A 19,214-nucleotide genomic window follows, 5' to 3' on the forward strand; every position below is an offset into this window, starting at 1 on the left:
GCGGCAGAGCCGCGCTTACAACTGAACCCCTGAGAAAGACATGAAACCCAGTGCCATCAGGCCGGCAGTGATGAAGACACTGCCCAGGCCGCGCACGCCTTCAGGCATGTCGGCATACTTGAGTTTCTCGCGGATACCGGCCAGCAGCACGATAGCCAGGGCCCAACCCACACCAGAACCGAAACCGAACACCACGGACTCGCCGAAGGTGTACTCGCGCAGGGCCATGAAGGACACGGCACCGAAGATGGCGCAGTTTACGGTGATGAGCGGCAGGAAGATGCCCAGGGCGTTGTAAAGCGCAGGGACATACTTATCCAGGACCATTTCCAGGATCTGCACCAGGGCGGCGATAACGCCGATCCAGGTGATGAAGCTCAGGAAGCTCAGATCCATGCCTTTGACCAGGGCATCGGGAGCCAGGATGTAATGGGTAACCAGTTGGTTAACGGGTACGGAGATGGTCAGTACCACGATAACGGCAATACCCAGGCCCAGGGCGGTGGAGATCTTCTTGGACACGGCCAGGAAGGTACACATGCCCAGGAAGAAGGACAGCGCCATGTTCTCGATGAAAATGGAGCGAACCAGAAGGCTGATGTAATGTTCCACGGCGATTACTCCTTAGGCTCTACTTGCTCAGGGCGGAAGGTACGCAGTACCCAGATCAGGCCGCCGATGATAAAGAAGGCGCTGGGGGGCAACAGCAGCAGGCCGTTGGCTTCGTACCAGCCACCGTTCTTGATGAGCGGCAGTACTTCGAAGCCGAACAGGGTGCCGGAACCAAGCAGCTCGCGGATAAAGCCAACGGTCATCAGCAGAGCGCCGTAGCCCAGGCCGTTACCTATACCGTCCAGGAAGGACATCAACGGCGGGCTCTTCATGGCGTAGGCTTCGGCACGGCCCATCACGATACAGTTGGTGATGATAAGGCCGACGAACACCGACAGCTCCTTGGAGAGCTCATAGGCGTAGGCACGCAGGATCTGGTCAACCACGATAACCAAGGACGCGATGATGGCCATCTGCACGATGATCCGCACGCTGTTGGGGATGTGGTTACGGATCAGCGAGATGAACAGGTTGGAAAAGCCGGTTACCAGAGTCAATGCCAGGGACATGACGAAGGCTTTGTCCATACGGCCGGTTACCGCCAGCGCCGAACAGATACCCAGCACCTGAAGGGCGATGGGGTTGTTGGCGAGGATGGGGCCCAGCAGGACTTTCTTCATTTCTTTGCTGTTAGCCATTGTTAGCTTCTCCGTTACGGACCTTGGTCAGGTAAGGGCCAAAGCCGTTCTCACCCATCCAGTAGGTAAAGGTGTGCTGTACACCGTTACTGGTCAGAGTAGCGCCGGACAGGGCGTCGATCTGGTGGTCACCGGAGGCACCGCCTTTGACCACCTGGATGGCCGGCTTGCCGTCAGCAGCGAACAGTTCCTTGCCCTTCCACTTGCCACGCCAGGTGGGGTTTTCCACTTCGCCGCCCAGTCCAGGGGTTTCACCCTGCTCGTAGTAGGTCAGGCCGGAAACGGTGTTGCCGTCGGGCTGAACCGCCACGAAGGCGTACATCATGGACCACAGGCCATAGCCGTGAACCGGCAGCACCACAGAAGTCACGGTGCCACTATCGTCCTTGGCCAGGTAAACGGAGGCAAAGTTGGAGCGACGTTTGATGGAGGCAACGTCTTCACCGGCCGGGATCTCGGTATTGAACTTGGGATCCTTGGAGGCTTTGCGCTGGTCGAAGGTGTCGGCTTTCTTGCCGTCGACTTCTTCCACGTAGTTGCCGGTGGCCAGCTCAACGATGCGAGGCTCGATATGCTGGGCATAGGCCTCACGGATATCCTTGGCGCTCATACCGGCCTTGTACAGGCCAGCGGCGTCCAGGATGTTGCGTTGCTTGTCCAGCTGCTTGTTCTGCTGCTGGGTCGGCTTGAGGGCCACGGCGGCACCGGATACCACCACGGAACAAACCAGGCTGATGGCCAGAACCACGCCTATGGTCTTGCCGATGCTTTCATTAGACATTGCGCGCGAGCCTCCGCTTGATGTTGGCCTGAACGACAAAGTGGTCAAACAGCGGCGCGAAGAGGTTGGCGAACAGGATGGCCAGCATCATGCCCTCGGGGAAAGCCGGGTTAACCACACGGATAAGAACCACCATGACACCGATGAGGATGCCGTAGGCCCACTTACCCTTGTCAGTGAAGGAAGCAGAGACAGGATCGGTCGCCATGAACATCATGCCGAAGGCAAAGCCACCAAGCACCAAGTGCCAGTACCAGGGCATGGCGAACATGCTGTTGGTGTCGGAACCGATCTGGTTGAACAGGGTTGCCGTTGCGGCCATGCCCACCAGGGTACCCAGCACGATGCGCCAGGAGGCGATGCGCAGGAAGATGATGGCCAGGCCGCCGATCAGGATGGCCAGGGTGGAGGTTTCACCCATGGAACCTTGGATGTTGCCGTAGAAGGCATCCCACCAGGCGGCGTTCATGGCGTAGTCCAGCTGGCCGGCAGCAGCCTGGCTCAGTTGGGTCGCGCCGGAGAAACCGTCAACGGCGGTCCAGACGGTGTCGCCAGACATGAAGGCCGGGTAGGCGAAGAACAGGAAGGCACGACCCGCCAGGGCCGGGTTCAGGAAGTTACGACCAGTGCCGCCGAAGATCTCCTTGGCCATCACCACACCAAAGGTGATACCCAGGGCAGCTTGCCACAGGGGAATGGTGGGGGGCAGGATCAGGGCAAACAGGATGGAGGTAACGAAGAAGCCTTCGTTGACTTCGTGCTTGCGGATAGAGGCAAACAGCACTTCCCAGAAGCCGCCCACCACGAACACAGTGGCATAAACGGGCAGGAAGAAGCAGGCGCCGTACCACATCATGCTGGCCCAGCCGGAGTTGGCACTCAGTTCACCGCCCAGGGCGTGGAACAGGCCTACCTGCCAGATGTCAGCCAGTTGGGCACCGGCAGCCAGCGCTTGCTGGGCCTGGTGACCGATGTTGTACATGCCGTAGAACATGGCCGGGAACACGGACATCCACACCAGGATCATGATGCGCTTCAGGTCGATAGCGTCACGAACGTGGGTTTGGCCACGGGTTACCTTGCCGGGGGTGTAGAGTACGGTGGCCACGGCTTCATAGAGCGCATACCACTTCTCGTACTTGCCGCCCTTTTCGAATTGCGGCTCGATTTTCTCGATGAAGTTCTTCAGGCCCATGATTAACCTTCCTTCTCGATTTTGGTCAGGCAAGCACGCAGGGCAGAGCCGTAGTCGTATTTACCCGGACAAACAAAGGTACAGAGCGCCAGATCTTCTTCATCCAGTTCGAGGATGCCCAGTTGTTGCGCACTGTCGGTATCACCGGACAGGATGTCGCGCAGCAGCAGGGTCGGCAGGATATCCAGCGGCATCACGCGCTCATAGTTGCCGATTGGCACCATGGCACGGGAAGAACCGTTGGTGGTGGTGCTCATGCCGAACAGCTTCTTGCCAAAGTGGCCAAGATAGGCACGGGTCACGGAGAACTTGTCGGAGCCCGGAGTAGCCCAGCCCAGGAACGCCTTGTCACGACCTTCGGACAGCACGCTGACCTGAACGTGATAACGACCCAGGTAGGCGTGGGGGCCAGCGGCCACGGAGCCGGACAGGACGGAACCGGATACCACACGGTTTTCGCCTTCGTGCAGCTCACCCGCTACCAGCTCGGCCAGGTTAGCACCCAGTTGGGTACGGACCAGGCGCGGCTTTTTAACGCTGGGGCCAGCCAGGGCAACGACGCGGCTGCTGTCCAGCTTACCTTCTACGAACAGCTTGCCGATGGCGATCACGTCCTGGTAACCCAGGTGCCAGGCAACGCGGCTAGAAGAAGCGCCATACAGCTTGTGGATTTGGGTACCGACCAGGCCAGCAGGGTGCGGGCCAGTCACGTCTTCCAAAGTCACCTTGGGCGCCTGTGCCTTGATGTCGCTGTTAGCGGCTTTGGACACATACACCTTGCCTTCGCTCAGCACAGACAGCACGGCCAGGCCGTTATTGAAAGCGTCTTGCTGCTCTTTGATGACAACGGCCGGATCAGCTGCCAGGGGATTGGTATCCAAGGCAGAAACGAAGATGGCGGCAGTGGTGCTGTCGATGGCGGGGATTTTGGAGTAGGGACGGGTACGCAGGGCGGTCCAGAGACCGGACTCTACCAGTTGGTCCACCACCAGTTGGCGGTCGAGGCTGGCCAGTTTACCGGCGTCGAAAGCTTGGAAGCTGACTTCGTCATTGCCATCGAGTTCGATGACAACAGACTGCAGCACACGCTTTTCGCCACGGTTGATGGCCACCACCTTGCCGGCGGCGGGGGCAGTGAATTTCACGCCCGGGTTCTTTTTATCATCGAAAATGATCTGGCCTTTCTTGACAAGATCACCTTCCCGGACGTGCATGGTCGGCCGCATGCCGATGTACTCTTCGCCCAGGACGGCAACTGTCTTGATGGCTGGACCATCGTGGATCACTTGCTCAGGCGCTCCGCTGATAGGAACGTCCAGTCCTTTCTTGATGGTAATCATACGCACTTTGCACAACAGTTAAGGGAATTCTGTAGGCTGACCGCCACCCCGACTGTCGCGACTCATCAAGGCGGCGAAAAAGCGTTGTGTGCCGGAGTCATAACTCCGGTCTTTTACAAGCGGCGTATTTTAGCACCCCTTCCCGGACAGTTACCATGGCTATTAAACGCCGCTGGGGAACTTTTCCCGTACAGACTGTCTTCTTGCCACAATTACAAAGGCGGCGCATCTGCGCCGCCTTCTTGCTTTATTGGCCTTGTCCATCCCTTGTAGAGCAAGGTTTGTCAGCCTAAGCGGCTGCCTCCCAAACAGGCTGGAGAGGCCGGTACCTGGCCGTAGTACTGCTCCCACTCCTCGGGCGTATAAGTATGCAGTGCCAACGCATGGACAGGGCCGGCCAGTTCGTCGGCCAGGATCTGGTTGACGGCCCGGTGGCGGCTGACCAGCCGTTGCCCCTCGAACTCACCCGAAACGATCACCACCTTAAAGTGGGTCTCGGCATCCGCCGGCACCGCATGCATATAGGACTCGTTGGTCACCGACAGGTGGGCCGGCTGGAAAGCCACATGCAATTTATCCTCGATATGACGCTGGACAGACATAGGTTTGGCTCCTTGTTGCTGGGGGATGGCTTTCTACGCCTTCAGGCCCGCTCACGCAAGGCCTTGACCTGACGAAAGGTCAAACTGATGCGCCCGCCGGTAACCCGGGCGCGGTTGGGCAGGCCATGTTGCCAGCCCTGCTGCAGCCCTGGGCCCATCAGCAGCAGGCTACCGCTGGGCAAGGCTACTTTGAAGGAGGCCCCAGGCCCCCTCGGCCTGAAGGCCAGATCCCGCTGGGCCCCCAGGCTAATCATGGCGATCACCGGCCCCAGTTCCGGCTCATCGTCGCTGTGCCAGCCCATATGATCTTTACCGTCACGGTAGTAGTTGGCCAGCACCGAATTGAAGGGCTGTTTGAAAAAAGCCGACAATTGCTGTGCCAATCCCTGCAATAGCGGGTGCCAGGGCGCCGGTGCAAAGGGCCGGGAAGAATAAGTATAGTGAGCCTCAGGATCCCCGACCCAAGCCTGCATGCGCGGAATGGGGTGGCTCTTGCCGAAGACGGTGAGCTCAGGCTGGGTCCAGTTGAGCTGCTCCTTGAGCTGGCCGTACAGGCACTCGGCCTCGGCCTGGTCCAGCACCGCCGGCCACAGGGCAAGCTGGTCGGGGGCAAGGCACTGCTGAACGCTGCGGCCCAATGTGTCAAAATGCAACTTTATATTTGCTGGAAGCTGGCCGTGCCCGCCTTGACCCATCATCTTTCCCTTCTCGAGCGCTACCCTCCCAACCCCCAGGATGACCTCCAGGCCTGGGACAGCGCCGACGAATACCTGTTGCAAAGCCTGGTGGCAAGCCAGTTGGACCCACAGCGCCCTATTCTGGTGCTGGGAGATCAATTCGGCGCCCTTAGCTGCGCCCTGGCCGGTAGCCATGTTAGCGTGGTTAACGACTCCTACGTTAGCCACAAGGCAATAGAACACAACCTGAACCGCCAGGGTCTGGCCCAGGTGCAGCTGCTAAGCCCTCTGGATGACTGGCCCCAGCAACCGCAACTGGTATTGGGGCGCCTGCCTAAACAGCTGTCCATGCTGGAGTTTTATCTCGCCAAGCTTAAACCACTACTGGCACCTGACAGCCTGGTGTTCTTTGCCGGCCGCGACCGGGATATTCCCGAGCGGGCCGAAGCCCTGCTCAGTCGCTATCTTGGCCCCACCGACCGCCTGCTGGGCTGGAAAAAAGCCAGAGCCTTTGTCAGCCGCAGTGACGGCAAGGCTCCCCTGCCCCAGCCGGCCCCCCTGAGTTGGCCTCTGGAAGGCACGGACTACCAGTTGGTCAATCATGCCAATGTGTTTTCCCGCCAGAGCCTGGATATTGGCGCCCGGCTGCTGTTGGCCAACCTGCCACAAGGCCGTTTTGACCGGGTGATCGACCTGGGCTGTGGTAATGGCGTGCTGGCACTGATGATGGCCAGCCAATACCCCGAAGCCCGTTATCAACTGGTGGATGAATCCTACCTGGCAGTGGCATCGGCCAAGGCCAATATGGCGGGCAATCTGCCGACGGTTGCGGCAGACTTTATCGCCAACAACTGCCTGGATGGCTTCGAGCGGGCTAGCGCCGATCTGGTGCTTTGCAACCCGCCTTTCCACCAGCAACAGGTGGTCACTGACCATATCGCCTGGCAGATGTTCAAAGACGCCTTCAAGGTACTGCGCCAAGGCGGCCAGCTGTGGATCGTCGGTAACCGCCACCTGGGGTATCAGATCAAGCTCAGCAAGCTGTTCGGGGGCTGCCAGGTGGTCGCCACCGATCGCAAGTTCATCGTACTTAAAGCAATAAAAAGGAGAACCTCATGAGAGCCCTGCTTTTGGCCCTGCTGCTGCTCGGTGGCTGCGCCAGCCTGCCCCAAACCAGTTGGTTGGACCCTGCCGCACCGGCCGTCACCCAGGCCAGTAGCCTGATCCCGGTGCGTTTTGACTTCCAGGACAACAGAACGGACAACGCCGTTTTGCATCTGGCCAAGGCCGCCATTGCCAGCGATCCTGGCCTGGCTCAGCGCCTTAGCCAACGCCTGCGAGAAGGCCTGAGCGCCAAAGGCTACGCCATTACCCCGGCCACCGGTGCCCGCCTGTCTGTGCGCTTGCTGACCTTGCAAGCCGTGGTGGATGAAGGCCTGGCCAGCCACAGCAGCCAACAGAAGGTCGTGATGGAAGTCTATGCCGAGCGAGACGGCCACACTCTGACCAAGCGTTTTACCAGCACAGGTGCCTTCGAAGCGCCCTTGGGGCCTGACCTGGGCCGCCTGGAAGGGGAACTGAACCGCCTGCTGGAACAGACCATGACCAGCCTGGTCAACGATCCCCAGTTGACCCAGATGTTCCAGGGCTGAACTACACTGGCAACAGGACCCCTTGCACTGGAATGCTATGGTTGCTGTCGCCCTGCTGTTCGATCCCAATGGTTTTCAGGAAGAGGCCACCGTCAAAGCCAACTGGTTAGCCCGTTGGCCCCAGGGCCAAGGCAAAAGAAAGGGCCCCTTCCTGTTACTGGCCAGCCAGGCCAGCCTGTTCACACCTAGCCCACAAGGGCCGGCGCTACTGCTGGGTGAGCCCCTGGCCGGACCCGATATCGGCGCCCTGCTCAAGACCCCTCTGGTTACCCTGCCCCATTGCCAGGGGCATTTCGCTCTGTTGGCGCCGGTGGGCAACCACTACCTGGCAGCCGGGGATCGCCTGGGACTGGTCCCGCTCTACAAGCGCGATTGGCATCACAGCTGGCTGATCAGCTCCGACCCCGGCTTCCTGGCGGCCTTTCCCGGCCTGACCCTGGACCCCGAATCCCTATTCGATTGGTTAAGCCTGGGTGCGCCTTTGGAACAACACAGCCTGTACCGGGAACTGTTGGCCCTGCCATGCCAGCACTATTGGCTAGATGGCCGGCTCTATCCCTACCAGCACAAAGCTGCCCCCAAACCGGCTGATCCCAGGCCGGTATTGGACTGGCATTGGCAAGCCGAAGCCCAGCCCCAATTGCCGGAGCCCAACCCCAAGCTGGCCCGCTGGTTACTGGGTGACAGCGACTGGGCCCTGGCCCGGCAACGTTGGCGCCTGGAGCGCTGGCACCAGGACCAGGCCTTGCAGGCACACCTGTGGCGCTGGCACTGGCAGGACAAGGCCGCCCGCCAGGGCCTAAGCCTGGCCCAGTGGGCCTTGCCCAGACTGGCCACTTTGCCCAGCGCCATCGACGGCTATCCCAGAGGGCAACGCAGTGGCCCCTGGCCGCTGTTGCGCCAGAGCCTGCTGGCCGGGCGCCCTGGCCTGGCAGCCCTGTTCAACCCGGAGGAAAGACGTCGGCGCCTTGCCAGAGAACATTGGCTTTTCAAGCCCTTGGCACTAACCTAGGGTCTTTTACGCGACGGAATTGCCCATGATCCGCTTATTGGCCTCCCTCCTGCTGCTGGCCAGCACCTTGTCCCAGGCCGCCATCAAGACCGACGACCTGCAGCCGGACAACCTTTTCCCCAGAGTGAAAATGGAAACCAGCCTGGGCACCCTGGTGGTGGAACTGGACCGTACCCGGGCCCCCATTACGGTGGACAATTTCCTGCGCTACGCCGTGGACGGCCACTACAACGACAGCCTGTTCCACCGTATCATCAAGGACTTCGTGGTGCAGGGGGGCGGCTATGACCTCAAGTTCAACGAACGCCCGACCCGTGAGCCCATCTTCAACGAGTCAGGGAACGGTCTTTCCAACAGCCTAGGCACCATCGCCATGGCCCGGGAGGACGCGCCCTACACCGCCACCAGCCAGTTCTATTTTAATGTCGCCAACAATGACCGCCTCGACCCCTCGCCCCGTCGCTGGGGCTATGCGGTGTTCGGCGAGGTGGTGGAAGGCCTGGAAGTGCTGGAAGCCATGGCCGCAGTGCCCACGGAGCTCGACGCCAAGACCGGTTTTTCCGACGTGCCCTCGGCCCCTGTGATACTGCGCAAGGTCACACTTTTGCCGCCCCTCTGAGGACCAGATTGACGACAGATTAAACAGAGCGTTTCAGGAGCGGCAGCCGGGACCTGGCTGCCTATACTGAGGCATATGATCGATACCTCATCTCAATATCAGCAAGAGCGCCTTGGCGCCTTTCTGCAGGCCCAGATCCCGGCTCTGCTGTCTTTGGCAGAGTCGGTGTTGGCGTTCGAGTCAGATACCGCTCAGGTGGATGCCCGCGTCTGGGATCTGTTGGAGAGCTGGCAGCAGTTGGGCCCGGCCCAGGGTCCGGCCACTGAGCTGGAACAGGCCTTTTGGGACCTGCTGGGGCTGATGCACCGCCATCAGCCCTACCAACTCCGTGGCCACAGGGTGTTGCGCCAGCACCTGGAAGCCAGCATCCGCTTTCTAAAGGGCCAAGCTGAATACCGCCCCGACGGCATCGCAGTTAGGCCCTGAAAGGTTTGCCATGAGCCACAAGGATGTTTACCTTGCTGCCTCATAGTTTGACGATTTCATAAAGGCCCTTCCTTGACTGACGCCCCCTGGTGGCAACTGGTATTCACCCGGCGCATGTTGCTGTGCATCCTGACCGGCTTTGCCTCGGGCCTGCCGCTGTTCTTCCTGTTCCAATTGGTACCGGGCTGGCTGAGGGACCTGGACGTGGACTTGGGCACCATTGGGCTGCTGGCCCTGGTGCAGTTCCCCTACACCTGGAAATTCCTCTGGTCCCCATTGATGGACAGGTTTGAGCTGCCCTTGCTGGGGCTGCGCCGGGGCTGGATGCTGCTGACCCAGTTGGGCCTGCTGCTGTCTCTGGCTTCTTTCGCCTTTATCGATCCCCAGCACAGCCTGACCCTGGTGGTGATCGCCTCTATATTGGTGGCCGTTTTTTCCGCCTCCCAGGACATTGTCATCGACGCCTATCGCCGGGAAATACTGCCAGATCGGGAGCTGGGCCTGGGCAACGCCGTACATGTCAATGCCTACCGCCTGGCCGGCCTGGTGCCGGGCTCCCTTTCCCTGATCCTCGCCGATCACCTGCCCTGGTCCAGCGTCTTTTTAATAACCGCCGCCTTTATGGCCGTTGGCCTAGTGCTGACCGCCATCGCCGACGAACCCAACCACGACCGCCACCCCATGAAGCTTTACCAAGCGGTAGTGGAGCCTTTTGCCGAGTTTTTTGACCGTCTAGGTGGGCGCCAGGCCCTGCTTATCCTGGTGTTTATGGTGCTCTACAAACTGGGGGACAACATGGCGGTAGCCCTGCAAACCCCCTTCTACCTGGATATGGGCTACACCAAGTCCGAAATAGGGCTGGTGGCCAAGCATGCGGCGCTTTGGCCTGTGCTTGTCGGCAGCCTGTTGGGGGGGCTGGTGATGCTCAAGATCGGCATCAACCGCTCACTGTGGCTCTTTGGCCTGATCCAGGTGGCCAGCATCGCCGGCTATGCCCTGCTGTCGTCCCTTGCTCCCGAGGCACGCAACCTCTGGTGGCTGGGGGGCGTGGTGGCGGCCGAATACTTCGGCGTCGGCCTGGGGGCCGCCGCCCTCACCGCCTTTATCGCCCGGGAGGCCAGCCGTACTTACCTGGCCACCCAGTTGGCCTTGCTCACCGCCCTGACCGCCGTGCCCAGGGTGCTGGCCAATGCCGGTACCGGTTTTATGGTGGAGGCCATGGGCTGGCCGCTGTTTTTCATGCTGTGCATGGTGGTGGCACTGCCCGGCCTGCTGCTGCTGCCCTGGGTCGCTCCCTGGAAGAGGCGGGCCGATTAAGCTTTGCGGCCGTTCACCCTTGAGCCAGGGCCGGGGCACTAGTTTACAATGGCACCAGATAACCAAGCGGAGAGCGGATGCAGGCTGTGCTGATCTCACCTAGAACCTACCAATTACTCCTGGCCCTAGCCGTATTGGCTACGGCCATGCTCGCCATTACCAAATCCAGTTACCCCCAGCCAGGGGGCGACAAGGTAATGCACTCTTTGGCCTTTTTCGTGTTGAGCCTGTTGGCCTTCGGCGCCTGGCGCCGCCCCTTGTGGCCGCAGATGCTGGCCCTGGCCGGCTATGGCGCTCTTATCGAAGTGGTGCAATGGTACCTGTCCTACCGTGAAGCCAGTATCCGCGACTGGAGCGCCGATCTGGTGGGTATAGGCCTGGCCTACCTGCTGGTGGCCTTGGTGAGCAAATGGCGACGGTCGGGATCCTAGGAGACGGCGCCATAGGGCGCCTTATCGCCAAGCGCCTGGCTGACCAAGACATCGATGTTTGCCTAAAAGGGCGCCCCCCCCATCCGAAAGCGCAGGATGCCGACCTGTGGTTGGTCTGCACCAAGAGCCACCAGGCAGAATTGGCCCTGGCGGCCCTGGCTCCCCGCCCGGAACTGCCCCTGGTATTGCTCTGTAACGGCCTTGGCCCACACGAACGGCTGGCCCAGCGCCTCAGCAACCCCTTGTTCCTTGGCACCACAACCTATGGCGCCAAACGCCAGGGTGAGCAGGTGCTGATGACAGGCCGGGGCCATTGCGGTTATGGCCAGGTCAGTGGCAGCCTCCAGGCCCTGCCACAGGTCCATTGGGCCCTGCATCGGGCCCTGCCCCCAGCCAGGTACTTCCCCCAGGTGATGGAACCCTTACTGCAAAAGCTGGCCATCAATGCCGTCATCAACCCCCTGACCGCCCGGGATCAGGTGCCTAACGGCGCCTTGCTGGCAAGCCAATACCGCCAGGAAATCATTGCCCTGATAGCGGAAATGACGCCGGTGCTGCAACACGAAGGTTTGGCCTGCACTGCCCAAGAGCTGCTGGATAACATTCTGGCGGTGGCACAAGCCACCGCCGCCAACACCTCTTCCATGCTGGCCGATCGCCAGGCTGGCAGAAAAACCGAGGTCGACGCCATCAACGGCTATCTTTGTGAAAAGGCCCAACACCACCAGCTGCCCGCCCCTTTGCATAGGCTGCTGTGGCAACAGATCAGGGAGCTGACCACATGAGCGCCGCCTGGATAGCCTGCGCCAAGGGCTCGGAAGAATTGGAAGTGGTGGGGGTAGCCAATGTGCTGCGCCGCGCCGGTATCGACACCGACATCGTCAGCATGGAAGACGAATTGGAAGTGAGCTGCGCCCGCCGGGTAACCTTGAAGGCCGATCGCCTCTGGCCCCAGGACCCAAGCGAGGCCGAGCGTCCCGATATCTTGATCCTCCCAGGTGGCCTGGAAGGCACCGAACGCCTGGCCCAACATGGCGCCCTGGTGGCCAGCCTGCAGGCCAGGCAGAAGGCCGGCCGCTGGTTGGCCGCCATGGATACGGCGCCGGTGTTGGTACTTAAGACCCATGGCCTGTTGCCCGACAAGGCCCAGGTGACGGGGCACCCCGGCTTCCACGACCGCCTACCTGCACAGGGCCTCAAGGCCGACGCCCTGACCGTTACCGACTACCGTCACCGGTTGATCACCAGCCAAGGCCCGGGTACCGCCATGCTGTTCGCCCTGTCCATCATAGAGGTATTGGCTGGGGAAGATGTGGCCCAGCGCATCGCCGCGCCCCTGGTGCTGCCCTGACAAAAAAGGCGCCCCAAGGCGCCTTTTTCAGTGGGGCCGGTAGACCCGCACATTGTTGAAGCCCTGCTCCTGCAGGTACAGGGCCTGGAGCTTGCTCATCACACCCTTGGCGCAGTAGAGGTAATAGAGCCGGTCTTTGGGCAGGTCGCCAAACTGGGTGGCCAGCTTGTAGAAGGGCAGCGTCTTGACCTCGACCCCGTCCAGCTCCAGGGGGCTGTCTTCTTCTTCGTCCGGGGCGCGAATGTCGAGGATAACCCCATCCTTTGGCACCTGGCTGAAGGCTTCCACTTCCACCACTCGTTCGTCGGCTTCCTGGGCGATGTCGCGGATATCCATGACCTTGGCGTCGGCCAGGGCCTGCTCCAGCACCGCGAAATCAAAATCTTCCTCGGTGGCTTCCACCTTCTTGATGTCGGCCCTGACGTTGGGGTTCTTGGAGATCACGCCGCAGAATTCCGGCATGGTCTCGGCGATCTCGAAGGTGCCGATGGCCCGGGCGGTATCGACGATATCCTGCTTGTCGGTGAAGATCAGCGGCCGCAGGATCAGGGTGTCGACGGCGCGCTCGATCACCGTCAGGTTGGTGAGGGTCTGGCTGGACACCTGACCCACCGCCTCACCTGTGACCAGGGCCTGGATGCCCATGCGTTCGGCTACCTTGGCGGCGGCGCGCATCATCATCCTTTTCAACACGACGCCCATCAGGCCGTCGTCAATCTTCTCGAGGATCTCCCCCACCACCCCTTCAAAGGGCACTGTGATGAATTTGACCCTGTGGGAGGCACCGAAGCGGTCCCACAGATGGTAGGCCATCTGCTTGGTGCCAATTTCGTGGGCATTACCGCCGAGGTTGAAAAAGCAGTAATGGGTGCGCGAGCCACGGCGAATGGCCTGGTAGCTGGCCACACCGGAGTCAAAGCCGCCGGAGATAAGGCTGAGCAGGTCTTCCTGGGTCTTGATGGGAAAGCCCCCCAGACCACGGTGGCGAGCGCTGACCAGGTAGACCTTGTCCCCTTCAATCTCCAGGTTCAGGGTAATGTCGGGGTTTTTCAGGCGCACACCGCCGGTGGCGTTGTTCTGGTTAAGGCCGCCCCCTACGTAGCGTTCCACCTCGATGGAGCTGAATTCGTGTTTGCCGCTGCGTTTGACCCGCACACAGAAGGTTTTGCCGGCCAGGGTATGGCCCCAGGCGGCCTGGGCCACTTCGTAGATGTCATGAAGGGAGCTGAAGGGATGCTCGGCCACTTCCAGGGCGTGAGCCACACCTGGGGTGGAGCAGATCTTCTCAATCACCTGCGCCCGGTCTGCACTGTCAGGGACCCTCAGTTCCAGCTTGTCCCAGAACCGGTCAACCTTGGTTTCTTCCTCCACCCGGCGCAGGGCCACCCGTAGGTTGGACTCCAGCAACTTGATAAAGCGCAGCCTGACCGACTTGCTCTTGATGGTGATTTCCGGATGGAGCTTGATGATGAACTTCACGAGATTACCCTGACAGACGCAAAAAGCGTGCGGATTATACCCGCACGCCGCTTTGCTTTCACCCCACAGCTGCTCAGGGCTGGTCGGCAGGGATCTCGTCGGTGATCTTCGGCTTGCCCTGGTTGATGGCGATCTCCACCCGCCGGTTGATACGGCGGTTGTCTTCGGAGACGTTGGGCTTTATGGGTTTAGTGTCGGCAAAGCCCCGTACAACCAAGCGGTTATGATCCAAGCCGTCCACCTTCAGCAGCTCGTCTGTCACCGCCAGGGCCCGCTGGATGGACAGATCCCAGTTGGAACTGTACAGCTCTGAGTGCACCTTGAGATCGTCGGTATGGCCCGACACTGTGATCTCTCCTGGCACGTCTTTGAGCAGCTGCCCTATCTCGCGGATGATCGGCCTGAACTTGGGTTGCAGGAAGGCCGAGCCGGAAGGGAAGGAGCCTTTTTCACGAATACGGATGACGATCTGTTGGCCCAGGGCCTCCAGTTCTATGGCGCCGTCCATGATCTCGGCGTTCAGCGCCTGGGCCATGTTGCGGGCCAGCTCGTTCATCTGCTCTTGCTGTTCCTGGGGTTCGCTGGTGCTGCTCTCTGAGCCGGCACTGGCAGACTCGCCGCCCACCTTGTTGTCCCGCTGCTTGGTTTGGCCGCCTACGTACTGACTTTCGCCGTCCTGGAATTCCAGGCTCTGCTCAGTCATTTCCATGGTCTGTTGTTGGATGGTTTCGATAGGGGTAGGCTCAGGCTTGCCGGGACTGAACTCCTGGGCGATCACCGAGGTACCCTTGGGGATGTCTTTGACCTCCACCCGGTTTTGCACACCGAAGGCGTACTTCATGGAGCCGGCGATCTGCTTGAACTTGAGCACGTCCATCTCGGAAAAAGACAGCAGCAGCACGAAAAAGCACATCAGCAATGACATCAGGTCGGCAAAGGTGCCCATCCAGGGCGGCAACCCCGGTGGCGGGCACTTGCACTTGGGTCCGTTGCTCATGCCTTAATCGTCCGTAGTCTTCACCTGGCGCTTGGACTCGGCCAGGTAGTTCTTGAGCATGCCTTCGATAACACGGGGGTTAAGGCCGGCCTGGATGCCCATGACGGCGTCGAGGATAAGGCGGCGGTTGAGCATTTCTTCGTTCATGCGCAGCGCCAGCTTGTCGGCGATGGGGGTGGCCACCATGTTGGCCAACACGGCGCCATAGAGGGTAGTCAACAAAGCCACCGCCATGGCCGGGCCTATGGCTTTGGGGTCATCCATGTTCTTGAGCATGGCCACCAGGCCGATCAGGGTGCCTATCATGCCCATGGCCGGGGCCACGTCGGCCATGGCCCTAAATACCGCCATGCCGCGCAGGTGGCGCTCTGTGGTTTCGTCGATGTCCTTATTGAGGTTGTCACGCACCACTTCGGCGTCGTGGCCGTCCACCAACAGGTCTATGCCCTTGCGGAAAAAGCTGTTATTGACCTCCGCCTCTTCCAGGGCAAGGAAGCCGCCTTTACGGGCAGCGTCGGCCATCTCCACGGCTTTCTCGATCAACTCCTCCGGCTTTTCCAGCTTGAACATGAAAGCCTTCATGGCAATCTTGGTCGCGCCAAAAAACTGTCCCATGTTGAACTTCATCAACACCACGCACAGAGAGCCGGCGATCACGATGAGGACTGAGGGGGTATCGTAGAAGCTGCCCAGTTCACCGCCTTGCAGCATAGCCATGACGATGAAGGCGAAGGCCCCGATAATGCCAATAAGTGTTGCCAGATCCAAAGGATACCTCTCCCAAAAACTTTACGCTTGTCGCATTACGTTATAGCGTGGCAGCAGCTATTTTTGCGTGACAGCCCCCCAAGGACAAGGGCAGAAGTTTGCGTTCGCGCCTGCTTGGCAGTAATTTGTGCGCCCAAACCTTCATCGACCGCATGCGGCCAGGACTTAAGGGTAAAAGATGGCAAAAAAGCAGCCGGAAAACATGACCTTTGAAGAGAACCTCAAGGAATTGGAGGCTGTGGTCACCCAGCTCGAACAGGGCGAACTCAGCCTGGACGAGGCTTTGCGCCAGTTTGAACGTGGCGTAGCACTGAGCCGGGAAAGCGAACAAAAGCTCAAGGCGGCCGAGCAGAAGGTACAGATGCTGCTGGGTGATGGCCAAACTCTGGCCCCCTTTGCCAGCGAGCCAGACGCATGACCCTGCAGGACCAGCAACAGCATTTTCGCCAACGCATCGACAACTATCTCGGTCAGTGCCTTGACCAGCAACCGGCCCTGGCACCGCGCCTGCTGGGGGCCATGCGCCACGGCCTGCTGCTGGGGGGCAAAAGGGTCAGGCCTTTCCTGGTCTACAGCACCGGCACCATGTTGGGCCTGGCTGAAGAGGCCCTAGACCCGCTGGCTGCGGCCGTGGAAAGTATCCACGCCTATTCCCTGATCCACGATGACCTGCCGGCCATGGACGACGACGAGCTGCGCCGTGGCCAGCCGACGGTACATGTGGCCTTCGATGAAGCCACCGCCATCCTCGCCGGTGACGCCCTGCAGGCCCTGGCCTTTGAAGAGCTGGCCAAGGCCCAGGTCGCCGATGCCGCCACCTTCAAGGCCCTGCTGCTGTTGCTGTCCCGCGCCGCCGGTTTTGCTGGCATGGTGGGCGGCCAGGCCCTGGATATCGCCGCCACCGGCCAGGCCCTTGACCTTAAGGCCCTGGAACAGGTCCACGCCCACAAGACCGGCGCCCTGATCCGGGCCAGCGTTTTGCTGCCAGCCCTGGCGGCGGGCATCAGTGATGCCCAATATCAGTCGCTTGCTACCTTTGCCGAGAAACTGGGCCTGGCCTTCCAGGTACAGGACGATATCCTCGACATTACCGCCGACACCCAGGTACTGGGCAAGACCCAAGGCAAGGACCAGCGGGATGACAAGGCCACCTACCCGGCCCTGCTGGGACTGAACCAGGCCAAAACCATGGCCCAGTCTTTGGTGGACGAAGCCCTGTCCTGCCTGGCGTCATTGCCCTACAATAGCGAACATCTAGCTGCCCTCGCCCGCTACGTCATTACCCGCGAGCGTTAACATCGCCAGCACTGCATATGAGCATTGATAATAAAAATTACCCTTTGTTAAGCGCCGTCCCCTCGCCTGAGGCCCTGCGTAAACTGCCCCAGGAACAGCTACCCCAGGTGGCTGATGAGTTGCGTCGCTATCTGCTCGAGTCGGTGAGCCAGTCTTCTGGCCACCTGGCATCTGGCCTGGGCGCCGTCGAACTGACGGTGGCCCTGCACTATGTCTACCAGACCCCCTTCGATCGCCTTATCTGGGATGTGGGCCACCAGGCCTACCCCCACAAGATCCTCACAGGTCGGCGCGATCGCATGGGTTCCATTCGCCAGAAGAACGGCCTGCATCCCTTCCCCTGGCGGGAAGAGAGCGAATACGACGTGTTGTCGGTGGGCCACTCTTCTACCTCCATCTCGGCGGCCCTTGGCATGGCCATCGCCGCTGACAAGGAAGAGGCCGGCCGCAAGGTGGTGGCGGTGATCGGTGACGGCGCCATAACCGCCGGCATGGCTTTTGAGGCCATGAACCACGCCGGTGACCTGGGCAAGGACATGGTAGTGGTGCTCAATGACAACGAGATGTCCATCTCGGAAAACGTCGGGGCACTCAATAAACACATGGCGCGGCTGCTGTCCGGCAGCCTCTATACCTCCATCCGCGAAGGAGGCAAGAAGGTACTGTCCGGCCTGCCCCCCATCAAGGAGCTGGCCAAGCGTGCCGAGGAACACCTCAAGGGCATGGTGGTACCCGGCACCCTCTTTGAAGAGCTGGGTTTCAACTACATAGGCCCCATCGACGGCCATGACGTGGAAGGGCTGGTGGACTGCCTGCGCAACATGCGCAACCTCAAGGGCCCCCAGCTGCTGCACGTGATGACCAAAAAAGGCAAAGGCTACGAGCCTGCCGAAAAAGACCCCATCGGTTACCATGGGGTGCCCAAGTTCGACCCCAGCAAGGACTGTTTGCCCAAATCCAAGGGCGGCAAGCCGACCTTCTCCAACATCTTCGGCGACTGGCTGTGCGACACCGCCGCCAGCGACCCCAAGCTGATGGCCATTACCCCGGCCATGCGCGAAGGCTCCGGCATGGTGCGTTTCAGCCAGAACTATCCCGGCCAGTACTTTGATGCCGCCATAGCCGAGCAGCACGCCGTTACCCTGGCGGCCGGCTTTGCCATCGAAGGCCTCAAGCCTGTGGTGGCCATCTATTCCAGTTTCCTGCAGCGGGCCTACGACCAGCTGATCCACGATGTGGCCACCATGAAGCTGCCGGTGCTGTTCGCCATCGACCGCGCCGGTGTGGTGGGCGCCGACGGCCCCACTCACCAGGGTGCCTTCGATTTGAGCTACCTGCGCTCTGTACCCAACCTGGTGGTGATGGCGCCCAGCGACGAGAACGAGTGCCGTAACATGTTGCACACCGGCTACCAGTTGGATCTGCCTGCAGCAGTGCGCTACCCCCGTGGTAGCGCCACTGGCGCTGCCCTGGACTCCGCCCCCAGCCTGCTGCCCCTGGGCAAGGCCGTGGTACGCCGCCAGGGCAGCAAGGTGGCCATCCTCGCCTTTGGCACCCTCCTGGCAGCCGCCTTGGAAGCCGGTGAAGCCCTGGACGCCACAGTGGTGGACATGCGCTTTGTCAAACCCCTGGACGAGGAACTTCTTAAAGAACTAGCCGCCAGCCACGAACTGCTGGTGACGGTGGAAGACAACGTCATCAAAGGCGGCGCCGGCTCAGCCGTGGCCGAGTACCTGCTCAGCGCCAACGCCATCAAGCCGATGCTGATGCTGGGGCTGCCCGACGAGTTCATCAAACACGGCGGCCAGGAAGAGATCCTCGCCGAACTGGGGCTGGACAGCACAGGTATTACCCAGGCCATAAAGACGCGCCTTTCCTGACCAAACCCCGCCTCGGCGGGGTTTTTTCATGGTGACGCCTTCTAACCTTGGCCTTTATGAACAGGAGCTTCATCTAGGACCTTATGGTGCACTCTTGCTGAGCAAAAGGTGGCTGCTCTTGTGCTAATGTCGGGAAGATAG

Annotated in this window: 22 protein-coding genes; 12 read left to right on the forward strand and 10 right to left on the reverse strand. The window is 60.6% G+C overall.

Annotated features, from left to right (window positions below; genetic code table 11):
- Positions 1-15 precede the first annotated feature (15 nt).
- From nqrE to B3C1_RS11080, 7 genes are all read right to left on the reverse strand, one after another.
- Positions 16-612: an NADH:ubiquinone reductase (Na(+)-transporting) subunit E gene (gene nqrE / locus B3C1_RS11050; protein WP_008484868.1), complete on the reverse strand. Its 597-nt coding sequence runs from the start codon at positions 610-612 to the stop codon at positions 16-18.
- Positions 613-617: 5 nt separating this feature from the next.
- The gene (locus tag B3C1_RS11055) at positions 618-1,250 is read right to left on the reverse strand and encodes an NADH:ubiquinone reductase (Na(+)-transporting) subunit D (RefSeq protein ID WP_008484869.1); all 633 of its coding nucleotides are present in this window, start codon (positions 1,248-1,250) and stop codon (positions 618-620) included.
- The gene (locus B3C1_RS11060; protein WP_008484870.1) at positions 1,243-2,031 is read right to left on the reverse strand and encodes a Na(+)-translocating NADH-quinone reductase subunit C; all 789 of its coding nucleotides are present in this window, start codon (positions 2,029-2,031) and stop codon (positions 1,243-1,245) included. Before B3C1_RS11060 ends, B3C1_RS11055 begins: the two co-directional genes overlap by 8 nt.
- Positions 2,024-3,226 (reverse strand): NADH:ubiquinone reductase (Na(+)-transporting) subunit B, encoded by a 1,203-nt coding sequence (locus tag B3C1_RS11065; protein WP_008484872.1) that lies wholly within the window; start codon positions 3,224-3,226, stop codon positions 2,024-2,026. The genes B3C1_RS11060 and B3C1_RS11065 overlap by 8 nt, the downstream gene beginning before the upstream one ends.
- A gap of 2 nt (positions 3,227-3,228) precedes the next feature.
- A complete protein-coding gene (locus tag B3C1_RS11070) occupies positions 3,229-4,566 on the reverse strand; it encodes a Na(+)-translocating NADH-quinone reductase subunit A (RefSeq protein WP_008484874.1) in 1,338 nt (445 codons plus the stop codon).
- A 284-nt stretch (positions 4,567-4,850) separates the two neighbouring features.
- Positions 4,851-5,168, reverse strand: a complete 318-nt coding sequence (gene bolA, locus B3C1_RS11075; RefSeq protein WP_008484876.1) for a transcriptional regulator BolA — start codon at positions 5,166-5,168, stop codon at positions 4,851-4,853.
- A gap of 41 nt (positions 5,169-5,209) precedes the next feature.
- Complete coding sequence (locus tag B3C1_RS11080) at positions 5,210-5,821, reverse strand: alpha-ketoglutarate-dependent dioxygenase AlkB family protein (protein ID WP_008484877.1); 612 nt, start codon at positions 5,819-5,821, stop codon at positions 5,210-5,212.
- Here B3C1_RS11080 and B3C1_RS11085 point away from each other — a divergent pair.
- From B3C1_RS11085 to B3C1_RS11125, 9 genes are all read left to right on the forward strand, one after another.
- A complete protein-coding gene (locus B3C1_RS11085; RefSeq protein WP_008484878.1) occupies positions 5,816-6,964 on the forward strand; it encodes a methyltransferase in 1,149 nt (382 codons plus the stop codon). The two genes, B3C1_RS11080 and B3C1_RS11085, sit on opposite strands and share 6 nt — an antisense overlap.
- The gene (locus B3C1_RS11090) at positions 6,961-7,497 is read left to right on the forward strand and encodes a YajG family lipoprotein (protein WP_008484879.1); all 537 of its coding nucleotides are present in this window, start codon (positions 6,961-6,963) and stop codon (positions 7,495-7,497) included. Before B3C1_RS11085 ends, B3C1_RS11090 begins: the two co-directional genes overlap by 4 nt.
- Positions 7,498-7,534: 37 nt before the next feature.
- The gene (locus tag B3C1_RS11095; protein WP_008484880.1) at positions 7,535-8,509 is read left to right on the forward strand and encodes a class II glutamine amidotransferase domain-containing protein; all 975 of its coding nucleotides are present in this window, start codon (positions 7,535-7,537) and stop codon (positions 8,507-8,509) included.
- 25 nt (positions 8,510-8,534) lie between these two features.
- A complete protein-coding gene (locus tag B3C1_RS11100) occupies positions 8,535-9,128 on the forward strand; it encodes a peptidylprolyl isomerase (protein WP_008484881.1) in 594 nt (197 codons plus the stop codon).
- A gap of 75 nt (positions 9,129-9,203) precedes the next feature.
- Entirely contained in the window at positions 9,204-9,554 is a 351-nt protein-coding gene (locus tag B3C1_RS11105) for a hypothetical protein (RefSeq protein WP_008484882.1), read from the forward strand.
- A gap of 72 nt (positions 9,555-9,626) precedes the next feature.
- Positions 9,627-10,871 (forward strand): AmpG family muropeptide MFS transporter, encoded by a 1,245-nt coding sequence (locus B3C1_RS11110; RefSeq protein WP_008484883.1) that lies wholly within the window; start codon positions 9,627-9,629, stop codon positions 10,869-10,871.
- A 77-nt stretch (positions 10,872-10,948) separates the two neighbouring features.
- The gene (locus tag B3C1_RS11115) at positions 10,949-11,302 is read left to right on the forward strand and encodes a VanZ family protein (RefSeq protein ID WP_035481902.1); all 354 of its coding nucleotides are present in this window, start codon (positions 10,949-10,951) and stop codon (positions 11,300-11,302) included.
- Entirely contained in the window at positions 11,281-12,087 is an 807-nt protein-coding gene (locus tag B3C1_RS11120; RefSeq protein ID WP_008484886.1) for a ketopantoate reductase family protein, read from the forward strand. The genes B3C1_RS11115 and B3C1_RS11120 overlap by 22 nt, the downstream gene beginning before the upstream one ends.
- Positions 12,084-12,653: a DJ-1 family glyoxalase III gene (locus B3C1_RS11125; protein WP_008484887.1), complete on the forward strand. Its 570-nt coding sequence runs from the start codon at positions 12,084-12,086 to the stop codon at positions 12,651-12,653. Before B3C1_RS11120 ends, B3C1_RS11125 begins: the two co-directional genes overlap by 4 nt.
- 27 nt (positions 12,654-12,680) lie before the next feature.
- Here the strand turns inward: B3C1_RS11125 and thiI are convergent, their stop codons facing one another.
- From thiI to pomA, 3 genes are all read right to left on the reverse strand, one after another.
- Positions 12,681-14,132, reverse strand: coding sequence for a tRNA uracil 4-sulfurtransferase ThiI (gene thiI / locus B3C1_RS11130; RefSeq protein WP_008484888.1), 1,452 nt, complete (start codon positions 14,130-14,132; stop codon positions 12,681-12,683).
- A gap of 73 nt (positions 14,133-14,205) precedes the next feature.
- On the reverse strand, positions 14,206-15,129 hold the full coding sequence (locus B3C1_RS11135; protein ID WP_035481904.1) for a flagellar motor protein MotB: 924 nt from the start codon (positions 15,127-15,129) through the stop codon (positions 14,206-14,208).
- A gap of 3 nt (positions 15,130-15,132) precedes the next feature.
- Positions 15,133-15,897 (reverse strand): flagellar motor protein PomA, encoded by a 765-nt coding sequence (gene pomA, locus B3C1_RS11140; RefSeq protein ID WP_008484892.1) that lies wholly within the window; start codon positions 15,895-15,897, stop codon positions 15,133-15,135.
- Positions 15,898-16,075: 178 nt separating this feature from the next.
- Here pomA and B3C1_RS11145 point away from each other — a divergent pair, with 178 nt between their 5' ends.
- Genes B3C1_RS11145 through dxs form a run of 3 tightly spaced genes read left to right on the forward strand, consistent with a single transcriptional unit; the run spans position 16,076 to position 19,073 of the window.
- The gene (locus B3C1_RS11145; protein WP_008484893.1) at positions 16,076-16,315 is read left to right on the forward strand and encodes an exodeoxyribonuclease VII small subunit; all 240 of its coding nucleotides are present in this window, start codon (positions 16,076-16,078) and stop codon (positions 16,313-16,315) included.
- Positions 16,312-17,193 carry a (2E,6E)-farnesyl diphosphate synthase gene (gene ispA, locus B3C1_RS11150; protein WP_008484894.1) on the forward strand — a complete coding sequence of 294 codons (882 nt, stop codon included), beginning with the start codon at positions 16,312-16,314 and terminating at the stop codon, positions 17,191-17,193. The genes B3C1_RS11145 and ispA overlap by 4 nt, the downstream gene beginning before the upstream one ends.
- 17 nt (positions 17,194-17,210) lie before the next feature.
- Positions 17,211-19,073: a 1-deoxy-D-xylulose-5-phosphate synthase gene (gene dxs / locus B3C1_RS11155; protein ID WP_008484895.1), complete on the forward strand. Its 1,863-nt coding sequence runs from the start codon at positions 17,211-17,213 to the stop codon at positions 19,071-19,073.
- Positions 19,074-19,214: the final 141 nt, after the last annotated feature.

Origin of the sequence: Gallaecimonas xiamenensis 3-C-1 (assembly GCF_000299915.1) — a bacterium.
Taxonomy (GTDB): Bacteria; Pseudomonadota; Gammaproteobacteria; order Enterobacterales; family Gallaecimonadaceae; genus Gallaecimonas; species Gallaecimonas xiamenensis.